General features: G+C 47.6%; 19 protein-coding genes. 10 read left to right on the top strand and 9 right to left on the bottom strand.

The window, feature by feature from the left end; translation table 11 throughout:
* The first annotated feature begins 111 nt into the window (after positions 1-111).
* The 4 genes from OGV83_RS14840 (at position 112) to OGV83_RS14855 (ending at position 4,850) form a co-directional block, all read left to right on the top strand.
* Positions 112-1,371, top strand: a complete 1,260-nt coding sequence (locus OGV83_RS14840) for an oligosaccharide MFS transporter (RefSeq protein ID WP_071258370.1) — start codon at positions 112-114, stop codon at positions 1,369-1,371.
* On the top strand, positions 1,364-3,091 hold the full coding sequence (locus tag OGV83_RS14845; RefSeq protein ID WP_286463907.1) for a hypothetical protein: 1,728 nt from the start codon (positions 1,364-1,366) through the stop codon (positions 3,089-3,091). Before OGV83_RS14840 ends, OGV83_RS14845 begins: the two co-directional genes overlap by 8 nt.
* Before the next feature lie 68 nt (positions 3,092-3,159).
* Positions 3,160-3,876, top strand: coding sequence for an oligogalacturonate-specific porin KdgM family protein (locus OGV83_RS14850; RefSeq protein ID WP_286463909.1), 717 nt, complete (start codon positions 3,160-3,162; stop codon positions 3,874-3,876).
* A 98-nt stretch (positions 3,877-3,974) separates the two neighbouring features.
* Positions 3,975-4,850 carry an AraC family transcriptional regulator gene (locus OGV83_RS14855; RefSeq protein ID WP_012132275.1) on the top strand — a complete coding sequence of 292 codons (876 nt, stop codon included), beginning with the start codon at positions 3,975-3,977 and terminating at the stop codon, positions 4,848-4,850.
* 51 nt (positions 4,851-4,901) lie between these two features.
* Here the strand turns inward: OGV83_RS14855 and tpx are convergent, their stop codons facing one another.
* Positions 4,902-5,408, bottom strand: coding sequence for a thiol peroxidase (gene tpx / locus OGV83_RS14860; RefSeq protein ID WP_012132276.1), 507 nt, complete (start codon positions 5,406-5,408; stop codon positions 4,902-4,904).
* A gap of 135 nt (positions 5,409-5,543) precedes the next feature.
* Between tpx and ycjG the strand changes: the two genes are divergently transcribed.
* Positions 5,544-6,509: an L-Ala-D/L-Glu epimerase gene (gene ycjG / locus OGV83_RS14865; RefSeq protein WP_012132278.1), complete on the top strand. Its 966-nt coding sequence runs from the start codon at positions 5,544-5,546 to the stop codon at positions 6,507-6,509.
* On the opposite strand, the gene mpaA is transcribed toward ycjG, so the two are convergent.
* Entirely contained in the window at positions 6,484-7,212 is a 729-nt protein-coding gene (gene mpaA, locus OGV83_RS14870) for a murein tripeptide amidase MpaA (RefSeq protein WP_012132279.1), read from the bottom strand. The two genes, ycjG and mpaA, sit on opposite strands and share 26 nt — an antisense overlap.
* Positions 7,213-7,440: 228 nt before the next feature.
* Between mpaA and OGV83_RS14875 the strand changes: the two genes are divergently transcribed.
* Complete coding sequence (locus OGV83_RS14875; RefSeq protein ID WP_286463912.1) at positions 7,441-9,060, top strand: peptide ABC transporter substrate-binding protein; 1,620 nt, start codon at positions 7,441-7,443, stop codon at positions 9,058-9,060.
* Positions 9,061-9,102: 42 nt separating this feature from the next.
* Here the strand turns inward: OGV83_RS14875 and OGV83_RS14880 are convergent, their stop codons facing one another.
* Entirely contained in the window at positions 9,103-10,134 is a 1,032-nt protein-coding gene (locus tag OGV83_RS14880; RefSeq protein ID WP_286459679.1) for a mechanosensitive ion channel family protein, read from the bottom strand.
* A gap of 236 nt (positions 10,135-10,370) precedes the next feature.
* Between OGV83_RS14880 and OGV83_RS14885 the strand changes: the two genes are divergently transcribed.
* Positions 10,371-10,631, top strand: coding sequence for a DUF2534 family protein (locus tag OGV83_RS14885; RefSeq protein ID WP_012132282.1), 261 nt, complete (start codon positions 10,371-10,373; stop codon positions 10,629-10,631).
* A 56-nt stretch (positions 10,632-10,687) separates the two neighbouring features.
* On the opposite strand, the gene uspE is transcribed toward OGV83_RS14885, so the two are convergent.
* The 5 genes from uspE to ogt form a co-directional block, all read right to left on the bottom strand.
* Positions 10,688-11,638, bottom strand: coding sequence for a universal stress protein UspE (uspE, locus tag OGV83_RS14890; protein WP_012132283.1), 951 nt, complete (start codon positions 11,636-11,638; stop codon positions 10,688-10,690).
* 259 nt (positions 11,639-11,897) lie between these two features.
* On the bottom strand, positions 11,898-12,101 hold the full coding sequence (gene ydfZ, locus OGV83_RS14895; protein ID WP_024130312.1) for a putative selenium delivery protein YdfZ: 204 nt from the start codon (positions 12,099-12,101) through the stop codon (positions 11,898-11,900).
* Between the two features lie 198 nt (positions 12,102-12,299).
* Positions 12,300-13,004, bottom strand: a complete 705-nt coding sequence (locus OGV83_RS14900; protein ID WP_230012614.1) for a class I SAM-dependent methyltransferase — start codon at positions 13,002-13,004, stop codon at positions 12,300-12,302.
* 325 nt (positions 13,005-13,329) lie between these two features.
* Complete coding sequence (gene fnr / locus OGV83_RS14905) at positions 13,330-14,082, bottom strand: fumarate/nitrate reduction transcriptional regulator Fnr (RefSeq protein ID WP_003020397.1); 753 nt, start codon at positions 14,080-14,082, stop codon at positions 13,330-13,332.
* Positions 14,083-14,276: 194 nt separating this feature from the next.
* Positions 14,277-14,792 carry a methylated-DNA--[protein]-cysteine S-methyltransferase gene (gene ogt, locus OGV83_RS14910; protein ID WP_286459676.1) on the bottom strand — a complete coding sequence of 172 codons (516 nt, stop codon included), beginning with the start codon at positions 14,790-14,792 and terminating at the stop codon, positions 14,277-14,279.
* Positions 14,793-15,313: 521 nt separating this feature from the next.
* Between ogt and smrA the strand changes: the two genes are divergently transcribed.
* Positions 15,314-15,877, top strand: coding sequence for a DNA endonuclease SmrA (gene smrA, locus OGV83_RS14915; protein WP_012132289.1), 564 nt, complete (start codon positions 15,314-15,316; stop codon positions 15,875-15,877).
* A 40-nt stretch (positions 15,878-15,917) separates the two neighbouring features.
* Here the strand turns inward: smrA and OGV83_RS14920 are convergent, their stop codons facing one another.
* Positions 15,918-17,150, bottom strand: coding sequence for a sensor domain-containing diguanylate cyclase (locus OGV83_RS14920; RefSeq protein WP_114847872.1), 1,233 nt, complete (start codon positions 17,148-17,150; stop codon positions 15,918-15,920).
* A gap of 537 nt (positions 17,151-17,687) precedes the next feature.
* Between OGV83_RS14920 and zntB the strand changes: the two genes are divergently transcribed.
* Together zntB and ynaL are read left to right on the top strand one after the other, a co-directional pair.
* A complete protein-coding gene (gene zntB / locus OGV83_RS14925) occupies positions 17,688-18,671 on the top strand; it encodes a zinc transporter ZntB (protein WP_012132292.1) in 984 nt (327 codons plus the stop codon).
* Between the two features lie 275 nt (positions 18,672-18,946).
* A complete protein-coding gene (gene ynaL / locus OGV83_RS14930; RefSeq protein ID WP_072025335.1) occupies positions 18,947-19,129 on the top strand; it encodes a proline-rich small protein YnaL in 183 nt (60 codons plus the stop codon).

Below are 19,129 nucleotides of genomic sequence, written 5' to 3' on the forward strand. Positions count from 1 at the left end.
TTTTCCTATTTTTTAAAACACCATTTCATGTGCGATGTTTTTTTTGTGATCTTAATTCAATTTTGCTACATATCTTGCGAATAATGTAACCCTCTCAAAACAGGAGGGTGTATGAATAAAAGTGATAGTGCTGAAAAGAACAGGCGTAAAATTTATATTACGCTCAGTCTCTTTATCCTGGTCTACTTCTTCTCATGGAAAGCGACACTTGATACTTATTCTTTTTGGCTATCAGAAAAGATAGGCCTTGATGGTGTTGCGATTGGTATTGTTTTTGCCGCAAACGGCTTTTGTGCGGTACTAATCAAACCTGTATATGGGTTTCTTATCGATCGGCTAGGGTTAAGGAAAGATCTGTTATTCTTTATCTCGCTTATTTCGATAACCGTTTTCCCCTTTTTCTTTTATATATACAAACCACTATTGCAGTCTGCGTTGTATGCTGGTATTGCGTTGGGCGGTATATTTTTAAGTATGGGATACTACGCAGGGTGTGCAGCCGCAGAATCATACCTTGATCGCTTCGGCCGTTTGTTTGATCTTGAGTTTGGTCAAATCCGCATGTGGGGCGCAATTGGTTCTGTATTCTCTGCCGCAAGTACAGGCTATATTTTTAATATTAACCCAATGATCAATTTTGGGTTAAGTTCCGCAGGTGCGCTGATAATTCTTATTATTGTTTTTACGATGAAGATCGAAGTCAATGAAGAGGTAAAAAATCGCATCATTGCTAAAGATAAAGCGACAATATACGATATTATAGCATTATTTAGCACACGCAATTTCTGGACGTTTGTTTTATATGTTTGTGGTGTTGTGTGGATTATTTTTGTCGCAGAACAACAATATCCACGTTTCTTTATCACATTTTATGCCAGTAAAGAAATCGGGCATCAAATGTTTGGTTATCTTGGTGCTGCCAGTCTGGGAGTAGAGTTTCTGTTCATGATGATTGCACCTGGCATTGTCAACCGTCTGGGGCCAAAAACCGGCTTGCTGATTACAGGCTTTGTTGTGGCCGCTAGATTTATTGGTTCTGGTTTGGTTACAAGTGCAATAACAATTGGAATTATCAAATTGTCGTGGGGGATAGAAATGTCATTCCTGCTGGTTTCAATTTTCAAATATCTGGAAATTAACTTTGATAAAAAAGTAAATGGTTCAATGTATTTATTAGGCTATCAAAGCGTTAACTATATCGGAACAGTTATCTTGTCGCCGTTGAGTGGTTACTTGTATGAGCGATTAGGTTTTTCACATACATATTTTATGATGGGATGTACAGTATTGTTTTTCACTATTATATCCGCATTTCTTCTTCAAAATAACAAACGAACAGAACCAGTCATTGCGGAGAATGCGCATGCTTGAGCGTAATATGCTTAGAGAAAATATCATTGATAAATTATACGACGTGCTGGATAGTGTCGTGAACAGAACGATTAACAAAGAGCAAAGTTTTGGTGTTGTACTGACGCTGGATGATGATCCCTACGCTAGCGGTAAGTTTGCTTTGGCCCTGAGTTTTCTGATTGAGCGTTTCCCGGCACGCGCTGACCAGTGGTCTGGAGTATGGCATGAGCTGGTTAAAGCACCCAGTGAAAACTGGGGGAAATATTACTTCTTGCAGGCGCTGTGGAAACTGCACTGTTTGGGGTTGCTGAATACTATTTTTAGCGATCAGCAATTGCAAAGGCTTACTGAAAAACTTCGCTGGCAAGAACTGGTGGATGAGGAATCGTGGAAATTAAACCCACCTTTTCCAACTAATTATTATGGTGTCGCATTTAGCATCGCCCGATTGCGCTTTTTACTTGGTTGGGAGACGCAATTTGCATCACAAAAAATCCTCCAGCAACTTGTCGAACATTATCGTACCCATTCGCAACATGGATGTGTGGATGAAACTGAGGGAAAAGGGCGCTTTGACCGTTATAGCATATTGCTGATTGCGGAAATTTGCCAACGACATATTGATACCGGGTTAGAGATATGCGACTGGCTCAAAGACGCATTGCGACAAGTGTCGACACTGATACTGGCAATGTTGAATGATGAGGGTGTCGGGTTCCTGTGGGGAAGATCAATTGGCGCGTATGGTGATAGTGCATTTAATGAAATTCTGACTATCAGTATGCGACTTGGTTTGTTGGATCGACAAGAATGCGCGGCGGCTAGCAGATTTACGCTTGCCTGTAGCGAACGTTTTTTAAACTTTTGGTATGACTCAAATGAACAGAGTGTGAATCTGTGGTTTTATGGGAGACAAACAGACGCGTATCGGGCTGAGCATAGACTGGTTGGTGAAAATATCAGTTTGTCTTGTCAGCATCTTTGTGTGCAGCGAGCCTGGGCTGATGTCTCCTTTGATGCAACGCCTTTAATGTTACCAGAACAAACGCTTAAATTTACGCCATTTTGCAATGACAAATATACCAGAGGTCTATTCCATTGGTATGACGGCAAGCGGTTATTTGTTTTACCATTAATTAACGGTGATAAACATTATTTTGCCACATCTCCCTATTTCCCGGTTCCCTTTTCTGCCGGACTGATTACTGGCGTAGCTCAGGGACATGCGCCGCTTTGGGTGCCTGGATTAGTGGACTCTCGTGGCTGTATACTGCGACCATTAGTGTGGTTTGGTGACTGTGGTTACCAGAAGACGAAGAATGGTTGGGAAATTGAGATTAATTATTCCGCACTTAACGTAGTAATGGAAAATGGGGTTCTGCTATCAGGACCGAAAAAGGATTACTCTTGTCAGTGTCGTACCCGTTATTTTATTGAACCCTCGACTTTGACCAGAGTGGATACATTTTCTTTTTTAAAACATAGCGAGATGTATCTCGAACTACAATGTGCCGTCTTTCCAGAAAAAATGCGTATGATACATTCGGCAGATAGTTTACATATAGATTATGAAAGTAATGGTATTCAATCTCTCGAATTAAATGGATTTGAAGACTATTGTGTGGAAAGAACAGCATTGTGTAGCCCTTATGGCGCATTAGGACAACAGATTACAGGAAGGAGAAATGTTTCTGGTGCTAAAAATGTGACTGTCAGTTGGCAAATACGTTATTGCTAAAAATTAACACCACAATAATATCGTGGATGATAATTATCTATATTAGATTATTAGCCGGAGTGCTTTTTATGTCTATGTCAAAAAAATTCCTGTTCACAGGTGCGGTTATTTTTTTATCTTTTACGCCTTTTGTACATGCAGTTCAGTTTGATGTGCGTGGTGGGTATAATATAGAAAACCACAGTTATGAGTCCCGATTTAAAGTCAGCAATAGCTGGAGCAGTGGTTGGTGGGCCAGTATGGAAACCGATAGCAATAATGGTTCACCTTCATTAGATGATATGACTTCCTCTTATAATGAGATGGAGACTAACTATACCTGGCATATTAATGACCGTTTCGCTCTGGTACCTGGTGGTGTTATTCATTGGAGTAATAGTGGTACGCAGTTACGTCCTTATATTCGACTGAATTACAAAATATCTGAACGCTTTTCAAGTGGTATCCGCTATCGTCTTGATCATCATAATTATGATGTCGTCGATAATACTGGTGATACTATTCACGACAATGAGCACCGTATAGATTTGTTTCTCGGTTATAAAATAAACCAGGACTGGAATTTTATGTGGCAGGGAACAGCATATATGCATCAAGATCCAGATCTGGAATATAATAACGGGAAACGTTGGGCGACAGAAAATGCATTCACTATAAAGTATCGGTGGAATGAATATTTTAGCCCTTATTTCGAATATGATTATCTTGACGAGCAAAGTAACTATAAAGGCGAGAAGGGTAAACCTGACTCGCGTATTCGTGTGAGGGTTACCTTTAATTTATAAATAAAAGCAAGAAATTGCAAAAGTGAAGGATTTTATTTAAATAATACGATAAATTTTCACCGAAATGGCTAAAGTTTAATTTTTAAAACAGGAATTATATGAATAGTCAGTGCGGTTCTGGAAAATTAGCGACACTATTGGAAGTGCTTGAAATTGGTGAGTCGGCGATCGCTTTTAACAGGATGAAAACTATATCTGCCGATTATTATCACTTCCATGAATGTGCGGAAATTCTGTTTGTAACGCAAGGTGTAGGGATCGCCGTTGTGGAACATAAGCAGTACACCGTTAAGCCTGGTCGGTTATTTGTTTTTCCGCCAGGCCGCGTTCATAAAATTTATGTGGAGCATGATTTACACAATCAATATCATCGTACAACCTTACATTTCAGTAGCGCAATGTTGCTGCCATTTTTTCGTGATTTTCCGCGTCAGCAGATACAATTTCGCCAACTTAGCAGTTATGGTGAAGAGGTGAGGATCTTTGATGTTTCAGAAATACAAAACTTTATTGAAGCGCTATTCTTTCGTTTTGAACAGCTGAGTTCAAAAAATGTACTAACAATTAATGATAGTGCTTTTTTACTTCTGCAACTTATCGGTCTTTTGCCTGAACATGATCAGCAACAGGCTTCGCTTTCGGGGATAAATACATTCTCTGCATCAATTATCCGCTGGATTGAGGATCATTTTAAGGAGAATTGTTCACTGGAGATATTGGCTACGGTATCTGGTTGTTCGGAAGGGCATGCTTCCAGGCGTTTTCGCAAGGAGACCGGAGGAACCATTCAGGAATATGTGGTTATGCGAAGGATTCGCCATGCATGCGAATTGCTGGTGCATACTTCTCTTACGGTCAGAGAGGTGGGTTTAGAATCGGGATTTGCAGAATATGCCTGGTTCATAACCAGCTTCAGACGATTGATGGGAAAAACACCGCTTCAGTACCGCAGATCCTACAGTTTAAGGAGATAATGACAACGGTAACTTGTCCAGCTCATAATTGAGCTGGACAAGAATGAATCATTACGCTTTCAGCACGTCCAGCGCAGCAGCATAGTCAGGTTCGTTGGTGATTTCGTTCACCAGCTGGCTGAAAATGACGTTGTCGTTTTCATCAATGACCACCACGGCACGCGCCGCCAGACCTTTCAGCGGGCCTTCAGTGATTTCAACGCCGTAGTCTTTCAGGAAGTCAGGATTACGCAGAGTGGAAAGGGTAATGACGTTGCTCAGACCTTCCGCGCCGCAGAAACGAGACTGGGCGAACGGCAGATCCGCAGAAACGCACAGTACGACGGTGTTGTCGATTTCTGTCGCCAGTTGGTTAAACTTACGTACCGATGCCGCACAAACGCCGGTATCAATACTTGGGAAAATATTCAGCACCTTGCGCTTGCCTGCAAACTGAGCCAGTGTGACGTCAGACAGATCTTTTGCCACGAGGGTAAAAGCCTGTGCTTTGCTACCAGCTTGAGGAATGGTGTTGGCGACGGCGACTGGATTGCCCTGGAAATGAACGGTTTGTGACATGGTTATCTTCCTGTTTACATATAGTTAACGTCGTGGCTAGTTTATGCCATCAGCAGTTAACACGGCAAACGCTATTTGTGTTTAATCCACCGCCACGCATCTGCAACGTGAAAAACGGCGAGAAAAGGAGAACCAATGAGATCTGTTAAGGTGTATGAGGAGGCCTGGCCGCTACACACGCCCTTTGTGATTGCCCGGGGAAGTCGTACCGAAGCGCATGTTGTGGTCGTGGAGCTGGAGGAAGAGGGCGTAAAAGGCGTAGGGGAATGTACGCCTTATCCACGTTATGGCGAAAGCGATGCCTCGGTGCTGGCGCAGATCATGAGTATCGCGCCGCAACTGGAACAGGGGCTGACCCGCGAAGCACTACAAAAATTGCTGCCTGCCGGCGCGGCCAGAAATGCGGTCGATTGCGCGCTGTGGGATCTGAGCGCTCGCCAGCAGCAGCAAACGCTGGCGGAGTTTGTGGCCGTTGAATTGCCCGCTACGCTGACAACAGCACAGACTGTCGTGATCGGTACGCCTGAACAGATGGCGGCCAGCGCGGCGGCACTGTGGGAAAAAGGGGCGAAACTGCTCAAAATTAAGCTGGACGATCGCCTGATCAGCGAACGAATGGTCGCGATTCGCTCCGTCGTGCCCGATGCGACGCTAATTGTGGATGCAAACGAGTCCTGGCGTACAGAAGGGCTGGCGGCTCGATGCCAGCTGCTGGCGGATTTAGGCGTCGCGATGCTGGAACAACCGTTACCTGCGCAGGATGACGCCGCGCTGGAAAATTTTGTTCATCCGCTTCCTATCTGCGCGGATGAAAGTTGCCATACCCGCAGTAGCCTGAAGGCGTTACAGGGGCGCTACGATATGGTCAATATCAAACTGGATAAAACCGGTGGTCTGACGGAAGCGCTGGCGCTGGCCGCCGAAGCCAGAGAACAGGGTTTTGGGCTGATGCTGGGATGTATGCTGTGTACCTCCAGGGCCATCAGCGCAGCGTTGCCGCTGGCCCCACAGGTGCGTTTTGCTGACCTCGATGGCCCCACCTGGCTGGCGGTGGATGTCGAGCCCGCTCTACGGTTTACGACCGGGCAACTTCATCTTTAGGGTGCCAGCGCAGCAGAGTAGACATCGCCATCAGATACTTTTCGCTGGCCTCATCGGATGAGATCGGCGGGAACTCTGCGGTAATACAGTGCAGATTGAGGTCGGCGCACCAGCTTCCAAACGAACCGGGCGTTTCGTAACCTACGCTGGAGACCAGCGGCAGCTCAAATGCCCGGGCCAGCCATTCGCCTAACTCGCTATGTCTGGGATCTTCAATACAGGCGAGGGGATCGTGAAAGGAGACCACCCAGGCAGGATGCACCCGGTGTATCAGTTGGCACAGCGCCTGGGTTTCGGGTTCAGACCCCGGATGTTCGCCAGTAAGCAGCACCACATCGCGCTCCTCGGCGCTGCTGTTCCAGCGATAAACCGTCTCACCCGCTTTCCAGTTCGCCGCCGGAAAATTACGGTTCAAATCGACGCCATTGGCATTGGCGCGCAGACCAAGCTGGCAACCGTCCGGGTTCACCGCCAGCACCACATGATGACGGCGGAGTGAAGGATTCAGCGTACGCAGCGCACACGAGAGCGTCACCACTGACGCGTTCTCATCGCCGTGCGTTCCGGCCAGAATCAGGCCGCTTTCGCGATCGGCAGCCGGAGCCGGAAACCAGATCAACGGCGCTCCCAGTAATGAACGTCCATAATGTTCGGTTCCTGGCGGAAATGCGCCGCGCTCGGCACGAGGACGGGTAACGGTCATAAGTGTCTCTGAATGCTGTTGTTATTACTCGCAGTGTTGTGCAAATTGCCCAGATAATCAAATCGTTTTCACGCGTTGCGCGCGCTATGCAATATCCTCTGTCTGGCTTCCTGGAAGCGGATGCGTATATCGGGTTAATATCAACTTTCTGTAGGAAGATGTTTGCATTTCCTTCATGCGAAACAAATAATTACGCAGTCATCTAACTTCATCATTTAAGGGCATCTTATGAAGCACTCTGTTTCAGTTACCTGTTGTGCGCTGTTGATTAGCAGCGTCTCCCTGACACACGCTGCGGATGTTCCCGGCGGAACGGTACTGGCAGAGAAGCAAGAACTGGTCCGCCATATTAAAGATGAACCGGCGTCGTTAGATCCGGCAAAAGCGGTTGGGCTGCCGGAGATTCAGGTCATTCGCGATTTGTTTGAAGGTCTGGTGAATCAGAACGAGAAAGGAGAAATCATTCCTGGCGTCGCTACGCGCTGGAAGACCAATGATAACCGGATCTGGACGTTTACCCTGCGCAATAACGCAAAGTGGTCGGACGGCACTCCGGTGACCGCGCAGGATTTTGTCTACAGCTGGCAACGTCTGGTTGATCCGAAAACCCTGTCACCGTTTGCCTGGTTTGCCGCCCTTGCTGGCATTAATAACGCCCAGGCGATTATTGATGGTAAAGCGTTGCCGGATACGCTTGGGGTTAGCGCCGTGGACGCCCGCACGCTAAAAATACAGCTGGATAAACCGCTGCCGTGGTTTGTTAACCTGACTGCCAACTTTGCTTTTTACCCGGTACAGAAAGCCAATGTAGAAAGCGGTAAAGACTGGACGAAGCCCGGAAACCTGATCGGCAATGGCGCCTATGTGTTGAATGATCGCGTGGTCAACGAGAAACTGGTGGTGGTACCCAATACCCACTACTGGGACAATGCGAAGACGGTGCTGCAAAAAGTGACTTTCCTGCCGATTAATCAGGAGTCGTCAGCGACTAAACGTTATCTGGCTGGCGATATCGATATCACCGAGTCTTTCCCGAAAAATCTGTATCAGAAGTTGCTGAAGGATATACCGGGGCAGGTTTACACACCGCCGCAGTTGGGCACCTATTATTATGCGTTTAACACCCAAAAAGGCCCGACGGCGGATTCCCGCGTTCGTCTGGCGCTGAGCATGACGATTGATCGCCGCATCATGGCGGAAAAAGTATTAGGAACCGGGGAGAAACCGGCCTGGCGCTTCACCCCGGACGTGACGGCAGGCTTTACTCCCGATCCTTCGCCATTTGAACAAATGAGCCAGGAAGAACTCAATGCTCAGGCGAAAACGTTATTGCTTGCGGCTGGCTATGGCCCGCAGAAACCGCTCAAATTGACGCTGTTATATAATACATCTGAAAATCATCAGAAAATCGCGATTGCGGTCACCTCGATGTGGAAAAAGAATCTGGGCGTAGAGGTGAAGCTGCAAAACCAGGAATGGAAAACCTATATCGATAGCCGCAACACCGGTAATTTTGATGTTATCCGCGCCTCCTGGGTGGGGGACTACAATGAACCGTCTACTTTCCTGTCATTGTTAACCTCGACCCATACGGGCAATATCTCGCGCTTCAATAACCCGGCCTACGATAAAATCATGACGCAGGCGACAGTAGAAAATACGGCGAAGGCGCGCAATGCGGACTATAATGCGGCAGAGAAAATCCTGATGGAACAGGCGCCGATTGCGCCGATTTACCAGTATACCAACGGACGTTTGATCAAACCGTGGCTGAAAGGTTATCCCATTAATAACCCGGAAGACGTGGCGTATAGCCGGACAATGTATATTGTGAAGCACGACAAATAATATGCGGCAGTGAGCGAAAAGACGCGGAATACCGCGTCTTTTTTAATTTGCGGATTGCGGTGACGCGGCGTTATCCAGATAAAGCGTCTGGCTTGGAAACGCAAAATCTGCGCCGTTCGTCTGAACAATGTCGATAATCTTCAGGTAAACATCCTGCTGAACCGCAAGCCAGGCTTCCCATTTGGTGGTTTTGCTAAAGCAATAGACCATGATATTCAGCGATGATTCGCCGAATTCATTGAAATAGACCAGTAGCGTCTGGCGCTGATCGATATCAGGGTGGTTTTGCAGCATCGTTCTGACCGCATCAACAATAACGCCTGTTTTACTGGCATCCTGATACCGTAACCCGATCACCGTTTTAATACGTCGGTTGGTCATCCTGCCGGGATTCTCCACGCTAATGGAGGAGAAAATCGAATTCGGCACATATAAAGGGCGGTGGTCGAAGGTGTTAATTTTGGTCATTCGCCAGCCGATTTCAGTCACGGTGCCTTCAATATTTCTGTCCGGGGAACGGACCCAGTCGCCAATGCTAAAGGGGCGATCAAAATAGAGCATAATCCCCGAGAAAAAGTTGCTCAGAATGTCCTTACCCGCCATCCCAACAGCGATGCCGCCAATACCGCCAAAAGTCAGCAACCCGGACAGACTCATGCCAAAGTGTTCGCCATAGAGTAAAACGATGGCGATAATAATGGTGATCTTAATAATGCGAGACAGGATCTTCGCACTGGTGACGTCTCTGCCTTTACCGATCTGTGATTTTTCAAAGCGGTTGATGAGTAAAAACAGTTTTATTGTCAGAATCAGCGCAATCAGAGATGTGCAGATAAAATCGACGGCATTTGGAGAGATGAATTTCAGATCGTAGTTTTCAATAACATTATTGGCGATACTGCCCAGCGTGCCGATGATAAGGGCATAAACGAAGAACTGTACGGCATGAAATATAAATCCTTTTCTTCTTTTCTCGCCACGACGAAACACAATACTCATCAGAAGTAAGGCGGCGCCACTGCCAAAAATTATTGCCAGATTAAACGCGTTTTTGAAAAAAAATTCTGCAATCATTTTGGTCTGTCACTACCCCGTATGGTTGATATAACGCTAAAAGATCCTGAGGTGCAGATATTTTATCCGCTTCGAATGCGCTGGTCATTGATCAAAAAGAATAAGACGTAGCGCATTTTCAGACAGGGACGCGCGATGTGAATATTATGTCACGACTTGTGTGGCAGACAACGGGGGATTGTCATGGTATTGTTACGCGCAAGTAACAGAGCTTTCATCTGCAAAAGGACGATACCATGATCATGACAAAGCTGAAGACAGCAAAGGGGAAGAAATTTCTGTTGGGCCTGCTGGCGGTGTTTATTATTGCGGCATCAGTGGTTACGCGGGCGACTATCGGCGGCGTGATCGAACAGTATGATATTCCGTTGTCCGAGTGGACAACCTCGATGTATTTCATTCAGTCATCAATGATTTGCGTCTACAGTCTGGTTTTCACCATTCTGCTGGCCATTCCGCTGGGGATCTATTTCCTCGGTGGTGAGGACAAACAGTAACGTGAGTGAGCGGCTTCGCCGGGTAGGCATAAGCGCTACCCGGCACGAAAATAGGCTTAATCGTCTTCTTCGTCGTCCAGTTCTACCGGTGTCTGATACTGATCGGGTTTAATGACAAGCAGATCGCAGCGCAAATGGTCGATAACCTGTTCCGCCGTATTGCCCAGGAAGGCCGCAGATATCCCGGTACGACCAACCGTACCCAGTACAACGATACCCGCCTGTAGGTGCTCGGCTAAATCCGGGATAACCTCTTCAGGCAACCCTTTTTCAACATGCGTCACTTTCTCATCAATGCTGAATTTCTGCCGTAGCGCCTTCATCGCCAGCAAATGCTGACCGCGAATCGCGTCGTTGTAAACGCTCGGATCAAATTCAGGCAGTTCGATTGCGATATTGATGGGCGTCACGGGGTAGGCGCCAACCAGATGGACTTCGGTGTGGTTCACCTGTTCTGCAAGTTGCAGCGTTTCTTTGACCAGCTTTTCATTCAGCGCATTGTGATAAGGTTCTTCGCTTGCCAGGTTCACGGCCACCAGCGCTTTACCGCCTTCAGGCCACGGTTGGTCCTTGACCATCCATACCGGGCTTGGGCATTTACGCAACAAATGCCAGTCAGTCGGCGTAAAGATTACCGCTTCCAGGCGGTCATGCTGGTGCGCCATTTTGAGCACCAGATCGTGATCGTCGCTGATCACTTCCTGGATAATGGCTTCAAAGGGACGGTTGTGCCAGACCACTTTTATCTCAACGGGAACACCTGCTTCGATGTAGTATTTCGCTTGTTCGCGTATCCAGGCTGTTCGCTGGCTGATGACGCCCTGACGCATCGCGGTACGCTCATCAGGCGAGAGCAGGGTAGTCATTTCATAGGAAAAATCATAGATCGGCAAAAAGGCTTTAATTTTGCCACCAATCCGTTGATGCAAATAAACAGCGCGTCGTAATGCGGGTTGATCGTCCTGGTTTGGGTCGATGACCACCAGCATATTTTGATACATAGCCATACAGGGTCTCCTTACAACTGTCACCGCAGTTTGTAATTAAAAGAGTAACCCATATATGTTGAATGAAACAGGGGGGAACCTTCTGCCAGATCAATAAATCAGGAAAATTTGCTGTTCTATAGGGCAGTGTATTGAATGTAAACAATTTCTATCAGTAAAATCAGACTTCCGGGGCATACCTGGGGTAAATAGCTGCTTAGTAGAGTCTGTAATTAAATCTGTTTGATTCATGAATGCCGCCATAGCGGCATTCTTATCGTTAGTGGGAACCAAGACGGATCAGTTCAACGGGTTCGAACTGGCCTTCACAGCCTTCCACTTCGACGGTTTTGTTGCGGCGTAACTGGGCTGGAGTTAACCCGTTAGAATGTATGGCAACGATTTTACCCGTTCTGCCCGTCCCATTAATCATAACCCGACTGCCATTAGTAATAGGATTATGGTTACGATCATAAGTGATCATGGTTCTTTCTCCTCTTAATATCTGGGTATCAAAAAATCCGCTTAACAATCCGGGCCGCAGTCCAGAAGCGAACGTAATATAAATACACCTTTGCCATAATCTTTTTTTGTTTTTGATCAAGGTCACACTTTTTCTATACTCACCAAACCGCTGACGACGGGGTTTACGCACGATGCAGGACCCTGGTGCGGCTGACTGTTATTTTTTTCCTGAAGCTGAAAACATAACTACAGTACCTTTAACCGTAGTTTTAACATCCTCGAAGTACTCGGACAGTATTTGCGTTAAGCCCGCCTCTGAATCTCCGGTATTTGAGAAAATGCCTTTCCGGTTGTAAATGCGCATCAGTTTTTGACCGAAAGTATTGTGCTTAACGCCATCACCAAGAATGGTAGCGCCGTAAAGAGTGCCATTGTCGGTTAAAGCCTGCGCGGCATTCTGTATTACACATCCTTTTGCAGACATATCTCCAGGCAGGCAGTGAAGAAGGTAAAACATGGAGATGGAGTCAAATTGATTATGCAAGGTTTTTGGGTAAGGCTCGAAAACATCATGGGTAATTTTGCTCTGAATTTTCGTTTCTCCAGCCCTTGTTGATGCTGCGCTCAAGCTTGCTTCGTTCAAATCCATTAGCGATATTAAACGGCTTTCAGGAGCGTGAGTGAGGTAATATCCGGTTCCTACACCAATATCCAGATGTTTTTTCCCTAAATGTCGGAGGAAGTGTGGAAGAAGGTATTCCTTAGTGGGGCACCCCCATGCAAGCCGATTTGATACCCTCAAGACCCACCAGTCATAAAGTTTTAGTGTGAGGGGGGTGTAAACTTTAGATCCGTTATCTGTGTTTCTATTCATTAATTCCACCTGTTTATAGTTTTCGGGGGGAATTAAATCAATAATCATTATAAATGACAAGGGGTTAGGGTTGCCGCAGTTGCGTCGTATGCAAGAACGCAACTGCGGCCAGCCGACGATCGTTCGATAGTGCGAATATAGAACGGTTGCCAGCCGCTGCGGATTGTACTTTTCCGGCATGATGAATCAATGTGGTTAATCCGAAAACGGCCTGGCAGGGCGTAAACCATGCCAGTGGTGTCCAACTGGAGTGATGGCTACGTATTTGAGATTTCTTTAGCTTATTGACGTGGTGTGATTCCTTCTGTCAAACCAATAAATCAGGAAAATTTAATGATTTAACAGAAGGATAACTGACTTACTTGCGGAAAGATTAAGCAACGTTGCGAGTATGACCAGCAAGCACTGCGAGCGCATCGCTGTTTTCGATGGTGATGTATTTACCTTTCACCGCCAGCATACCGCTTTTCTGGAAACGACCCAGCAGACGGCTGATCGTTTCGACCGTTAAGCCAAGGTAGTTACCTATGTCGCCACGGGTCATCGTCAGGCGGAATTCACGCGGAGAGAAACCGCGCTGGGCAAAACGACGGGACAGATTGTAGATAAAGGCTGCCAGACGTTCTTCCGCATTTTTCTTCGACAGTAACAGGATCATATCCTGATCGCCTTTGATCTCGCCGCTCATCAGACGCATCATCTGTTGACGTAGGTTAGGCATCTTACCGGAGAGATCGTCCAGAGTCTCAAACGGGATTTCACATACCATTGAGGTTTCCAGCGCCTGGGCAAAGCTCGGGTGGTGCCCGCTGCCAATCGCGTCAAAGCCGACCAGGTCGCCCGCTAAATGAAAACCAGTGATTTGCTCGTCGCCCTGCTCGGTAATGGTGTAGCTTTTAATCGTACCGGAGCGGATAGCATAGAGCGATTTCAGTTCATCACCTGCTTTAAACAGCGTTTGCCCTTTCTGAATAGGCTTTTTACGCTCAATGATATTATCAAGCTGATCAAGCTCATGTTCGTTAAGTGTGAACGGGATGCAAAGCTGGCTGATACTGCAATCCTGGCAATGGATAGCACAACCGCCAGACTGAATGCGCCGTATAATTCGCTTTTCCGGGATCATAGGTCTGCTCAAGCCGTAATTGATATTTGTCAATTTTAACATCTTTTTGGTGAGCACGTAAGCCTGAGCTACCCCCAATAGAGGATAATTCAGGCATAAGCAGGAGAAATATTTATATCCCTTTGAAAATCCATGCTTTATAAGTGGTTACTTTGCATCAAAGTGTGACGGGTAAGGCACAAAATGCCTGGTTTCTACAGCAGCAGATACCCTTCATGGCGTAATAACCACTCTTTTCTTTGCACGCCGCCAGCATATCCCGTCATTGTCCCGTTGCGCCCGATTACGCGATGGCAGGGTACAACGATACTGACCGGGTTAGATCCGTTAGCGGCGCCTACGGCGCGAGCGGCTCCCGGACGGCCTAATTTTTCGGCAAGTTGACCATAATGCATAACCTGACCGCAGGGGATGGTGCGCAGCGCCTGCCATACTTCCCGCTGAAAAGGTGTTCCCCCGGTGGCGGTCTCCAGCGTATCAATGATGCTGAGATTTCCCTCAAAATACGCGGTGAGCTTATCGCTCAGGCCACCCGGATTTTTGGCGGCGACGCGCTCGTATCCCTCTGAACGATAATGTATGCCCAGTAGCTGTTCCATACGGTCGCTGTGTTGCTCCCATTCGACGGCGCGCAGGCGGAATTGCTCATCGCAAATCACCCATAACGGCCCCAGCGGGGTCGCGATATTGTCTTCAAGTAATCTCAGCATCCGTTATCTCTCATTGCAGGCGGGATAATTCCCGGACTTATCAGCAGTTCAACAAGATACCATGCGACCAATATCCGCAACCATACCCCTAAAAAGATAAGCGGGCATAATACGTTTAGCGTCATTGTTTGTTGAAAAAGCGAACAAATAAAGATGCTGAAAAAATGAAGCACGGCAGGAGAATAAAAAACAGGGACTGTCGACATCCGCCAGCCCCTAAAATCTACACAGCAGTGCTTCCTTAACCTTTTCCCGGCCTGGTTTTCCCTCAGCGGGTAATAAAGTTATAACGGCTATAAAAGAGATATTCCACTTTCAGGGCATAATTGATTTTACAAAAGCCCCGCTGAAATTGTCGGTTAACGCAGGATAAAACGTGGCTTTACCGGGGATGAAATAGTGAGATGCGCATAGCCAGATAATTGAGCCAGTGTCGTTTATTGGAAATAACTGTAAACCGTTGTCGGTATAATAGCGCGCGGTTATGATAGTGCCTGTCTTAACGCGCTGGAGGAGGAATCATGAACCTTGACGACAAAACGCTGTTTCTTGACGCCATGGAGGATGTCCAACCGTTGAAACGTTGCGCTGATGTACACTGGCAGCCCACGCGCAATTCACGGGCGCCGCAGCGTATCGATACGCTCCAGCTCGACAATTTTCTCACTACCGGGTTTCTGGATATTCTTCCTTTGGGCGAACCGCTGGAATTTCGCCGGGAAGGGTTGCAGCAGGGCGTGCTCGACAAACTGCGTTCGGGAAAATACAGCCAGCAGGCGAGTCTCAATTTGCTTCGTCAGCCGGTTGAGGAATGTCGCAAGATGCTGTTTAGCTTCATCTGCCAGGCGCGTCAGGATGGTTTACGCAACGTGCTGATCATTCATGGCAAAGGGCGGGAAGATAACGCGCATGCCAATATTGTGCGCAGCTATGTGGCGCGTTGGCTGACGGAATTTGACGACGTTCAGGCTTACTGTACGGCGCTGCCTCATCATGGCGGCAGTGGAGCGTGTTATGTTGCGTTGCGTAAAACGGCGCAGGCAAAGCAGGAAAACTGGGAGCGTCACGCGAAACGCAGCCGTTAAGGGCGTTCACAGGCTACTTACGAGCAGCCTGTGACGTTTATTACGCCGCCAGCACCCGATTTCTGCCGTCGTTTTTGGCTTTGTACAGGGCATCGTCCACCCGCTTAAATAATTCATCAATACTTTCATTCGATTCATGCCGTGCGACGCCGATGCTGACGGTAAAACGGGGCAGGCCAGGAATACAGACTTTCGCCACGGCGGCGCGTATTGATTCTGCAAGATTAAGCGCAACCTCCAGCGAGGTTCGCGGCAGCAGCAAGACAAATTCTTCACCGCCCCAGCGGAAGACCAGGTCGCCTTTACGTGCGCAGGCTTCCAGCGTTCGCGCCAGAGCGCACAGCACTTCATCGCCTTTCAAATGACCGTATAAATCGTTAATGCTTTTGAAGCGATCGGTATCGATGAGCAGCAGGCTGTAATCCATTGTCATCGACAGATGGGGCGTATGGTTTTGCTCAGTAAGAAGATAAAATTGCCTGCGGTTCAGTAAGCCGGTCAGCGCATCATGCAGGGCTGCGCGTTCCAGCTCCTGTTCCAGCCGTTTTTGCTCGGTAATGTCATGAATGATGCATAACATGAGCTTATCGCCGTATATCTCAAGGGGACCCGCATAGGTTTGTACGTGCCGGGTGGTGCCGTCAGAGAGTTTATGGACGAAGTTTAAGGGCTTATGTCCGCCGGGCAGACGGGCAATCTCATGCATAACGGGTAAGATCTGGCGGCCTAATACGTTGATTTCCCATGTATGTTTCTGGCACATCGCTTCATGGCTGTAGCCATAGAAATTGAGTGCGGCCAGATTGGCATCGACGATCAGACCGTCCCGTGAAGGGTCTATCAACAGCATCGGCGCGGAGTTCGTCAGGAAAAAACGGGCGTAAAACCCTTGTTTTTTACGCTGATAGTTTGCCGAACGGCTGGCCTTGAGGCCTTGCGCCGTGGGTGTCTCTATGCCTTCAAAAATAATAACGTCCCCCTGCGTCGACAGGGTTTTAACCGAGAGGCGGCAGGTTAAGGCGATTTCTTTACCATCACGACAGACCGTCAGAATTTCAACAATATCGTGATGGTGGTGTAAATCAGCAACGTACATGCGCAGTTCATTTTGCGCATAAGTTGAAAATATCCCCTTTCTGAGACGGCTGAAAGTCTGTTCCTGTGTCAGTTCGCGTGCGGCGGTATTAGCGAAAACTAACTCTTCTGTGTGTGGTAAAACAATCCAGACAGGAAAACTTAATAAATCCAGAGCATTGAGTTCGTGAGCAATCATCGATAATCCCGTTATCTTCACATGCTGTGTTGCCGGTTTATTGGTGAATGGCTTTTTTATTAACAGCTTACAGTGATATGGAGCGTTTTTTCACAAATCGGGAGACAACAATAGACGTGCAGATAAATCTAGCAGGGAACCTGGACAAATCCACGAATGATAAGTTTTTTTTCAATGGTCGATATAAGTGTGAACGAGTAAAAAGGAAGAAAGGTTGATGGCGACTTATATAAACATTACTCAGGCTAATCATTCTGAAAGAGGTTAACCCTTTCCCGTACGACATATTAAAGCTGATGATGCAACGCAAGGTTATCGATCTACAGACTAAAATTCATAAATTTCGATTAAGTAAATTATCATCCGTTGAACACCCCATATTGTCTCGCACAACACATTTGCGCCGGTGATGCCGGCGCCTTTCCTGCCATACCGTACTTTTCTGAATCATTTCAGCGCAATGGGATAATGAGGTATTGCTTAACATACGCCGAAGGCTAGACTAACGAAAAAGCGTTGAATGAATGTGGAGGCGTTGTGGAAGCCATCAAGGGATCGGAAGTCAATGTGCCGGATGCCGTTTTTGCCTGGCTACTGGATGGTCGCGGCGGCATTAAACCGCTTGAAAATGACGATATTATCGACAGCCAGCATCCCTGCTGGTTGCATCTCAATTACACCCACCCTGACAGCGCGCAGTGGCTGGCGTCGACGCCTTTGTTACCGAATTCTGTACGCGATGCGCTGGCTGGCGAGAGTTCGCGCCCACGCGTCAGTCGGATGGGGGAAGGCACGCTGATCACCTTACGCTGCATCAACGGCAGTACCGATGAACGCCCTGATCAGCTAGTGGCGATGCGTGTATATATGGATGAACGTTTTATCGTCTCAACGCGACAGCGAAAAGTTCTGGCGCTTGATGAGGTGGTTAGCGACTTGCAGGAAGGGACGGGCCCGTCCGATTGCGGCGGCTGGCTGGTCGACGTGTGTGACGCCCTGACGGATCACGCCAGCGAATTTATCGAGCAATTACACGATAAAATTATCGACCTGGAAGACAATCTGCTCGATCAGCAGATCCCGCCGCGTGGTTTCCTGGCGTTACTGCGTAAGCAACTGATTGTGATGCGTCGATACATGGCGCCTCAGCGTGATGTTTATGCGCGACTGGCAAGCGAGCGTCTGGCCTGGATGAATGATGATCAGCGGCGTCGAATGCAGGATATCGCGGATCGTCTGGGAAGGGGGCTGGATGAGATCGACGCGTGTATTGCGCGCACGGGCGTGATGGCCGATGAAATCGCGCAAGTCATGCAGGAGTCCTTAGCGCGCAGAACCTATACGATGTCGCTGATGGCGATGGTCTTTCTGCCCAGCACATTTTTAACCGGATTGTTCGGCGTGAATCTCGGGGGAATTCCGGGCGGCGCATGGCATTTTGGATTTTCTATGTTCTGTATTCTGTTAGTTGTCCTGATTGGTGGTGTTACCTTATGGTTGCATCGTAGTAAATGGTTGTAACAACAACGCTTTTCATCGTCCTTTGAGCAGAAAAACGCCGCATAATTTGAGCGAAGTCAATAAACAATCTACCCATTCGGGGCAATATCTCTCTCGCAGGTGAATGCAACGTCAAGCGATGGGCGTTGCGCTCCATATTGTCTTACTTCCTTTTTTGAATTACTGCATAGCACAATTGATTCGTACGACGCCGACTTAGATTAGTCGGCTTTTTTTTGCCTGCGGGATATCAGCGTCTACCCTAAAAGAGTCAATCTGTATGACCGGAGGGTAATATGACCAGCCTGTTCACGTTGTTGCAAATGCAAACGCGCCAGTCGGATTCCGTACCAACCGATCCGGTGCCGATTCCCGATCCTATCCCGCGCCCACAACCTATGCCAGATCCGCCGCCGGATGAAGAACCGATTAAATTGTCGCATCAAGAGCGGAGATCTGCGAGGATACGCGCCTGCTGA

Origin of the sequence: Citrobacter sp. CK189 (genome assembly GCF_030333505.1) — a bacterium.
Lineage (GTDB): Bacteria > Pseudomonadota > Gammaproteobacteria > Enterobacterales > Enterobacteriaceae > Citrobacter_B > Citrobacter_B koseri.

Bases quoted from the DNA above. Each gene is read 5' to 3' on its own strand.
- OGV83_RS14840 (WP_071258370.1), top strand. From the start codon at position 112: ATGAATAAAAGTGATAGTGCTGAAAAGAACAGGCGTAAAATTTATATT.
- OGV83_RS14845 (WP_286463907.1), top strand. From the start codon at position 1,364: ATGCTTGAGCGTAATATGCTTAGAGAAAATATCATTGATAAATTATAC.
- OGV83_RS14850 (WP_286463909.1), top strand. From the start codon at position 3,160: ATGTCTATGTCAAAAAAATTCCTGTTCACAGGTGCGGTTATTTTTTTA.
- OGV83_RS14855 (WP_012132275.1), top strand. From the start codon at position 3,975: ATGAATAGTCAGTGCGGTTCTGGAAAATTAGCGACACTATTGGAAGTG.
- tpx (WP_012132276.1), bottom strand. From the start codon at position 5,408: ATGTCACAAACCGTTCATTTCCAGGGCAATCCAGTCGCCGTCGCCAAC.
- ycjG (WP_012132278.1), top strand. From the start codon at position 5,544: ATGAGATCTGTTAAGGTGTATGAGGAGGCCTGGCCGCTACACACGCCC.
- mpaA (WP_012132279.1), bottom strand. From the start codon at position 7,212: ATGACCGTTACCCGTCCTCGTGCCGAGCGCGGCGCATTTCCGCCAGGA.
- OGV83_RS14875 (WP_286463912.1), top strand. From the start codon at position 7,441: ATGAAGCACTCTGTTTCAGTTACCTGTTGTGCGCTGTTGATTAGCAGC.
- OGV83_RS14880 (WP_286459679.1), bottom strand. From the start codon at position 10,134: ATGATTGCAGAATTTTTTTTCAAAAACGCGTTTAATCTGGCAATAATT.
- OGV83_RS14885 (WP_012132282.1), top strand. From the start codon at position 10,371: ATGATCATGACAAAGCTGAAGACAGCAAAGGGGAAGAAATTTCTGTTG.
- uspE (WP_012132283.1), bottom strand. From the start codon at position 11,638: ATGGCTATGTATCAAAATATGCTGGTGGTCATCGACCCAAACCAGGAC.
- ydfZ (WP_024130312.1), bottom strand. From the start codon at position 12,101: ATGATCACTTATGATCGTAACCATAATCCTATTACTAATGGCAGTCGG.
- OGV83_RS14900 (WP_230012614.1), bottom strand. From the start codon at position 13,004: ATGATTATTGATTTAATTCCCCCCGAAAACTATAAACAGGTGGAATTA.
- fnr (WP_003020397.1), bottom strand. From the start codon at position 14,082: ATGATCCCGGAAAAGCGAATTATACGGCGCATTCAGTCTGGCGGTTGT.
- ogt (WP_286459676.1), bottom strand. From the start codon at position 14,792: ATGCTGAGATTACTTGAAGACAATATCGCGACCCCGCTGGGGCCGTTA.
- smrA (WP_012132289.1), top strand. From the start codon at position 15,314: ATGAACCTTGACGACAAAACGCTGTTTCTTGACGCCATGGAGGATGTC.
- OGV83_RS14920 (WP_114847872.1), bottom strand. From the start codon at position 17,150: ATGATTGCTCACGAACTCAATGCTCTGGATTTATTAAGTTTTCCTGTC.
- ynaL (WP_072025335.1), top strand. From the start codon at position 18,947: ATGACCAGCCTGTTCACGTTGTTGCAAATGCAAACGCGCCAGTCGGAT.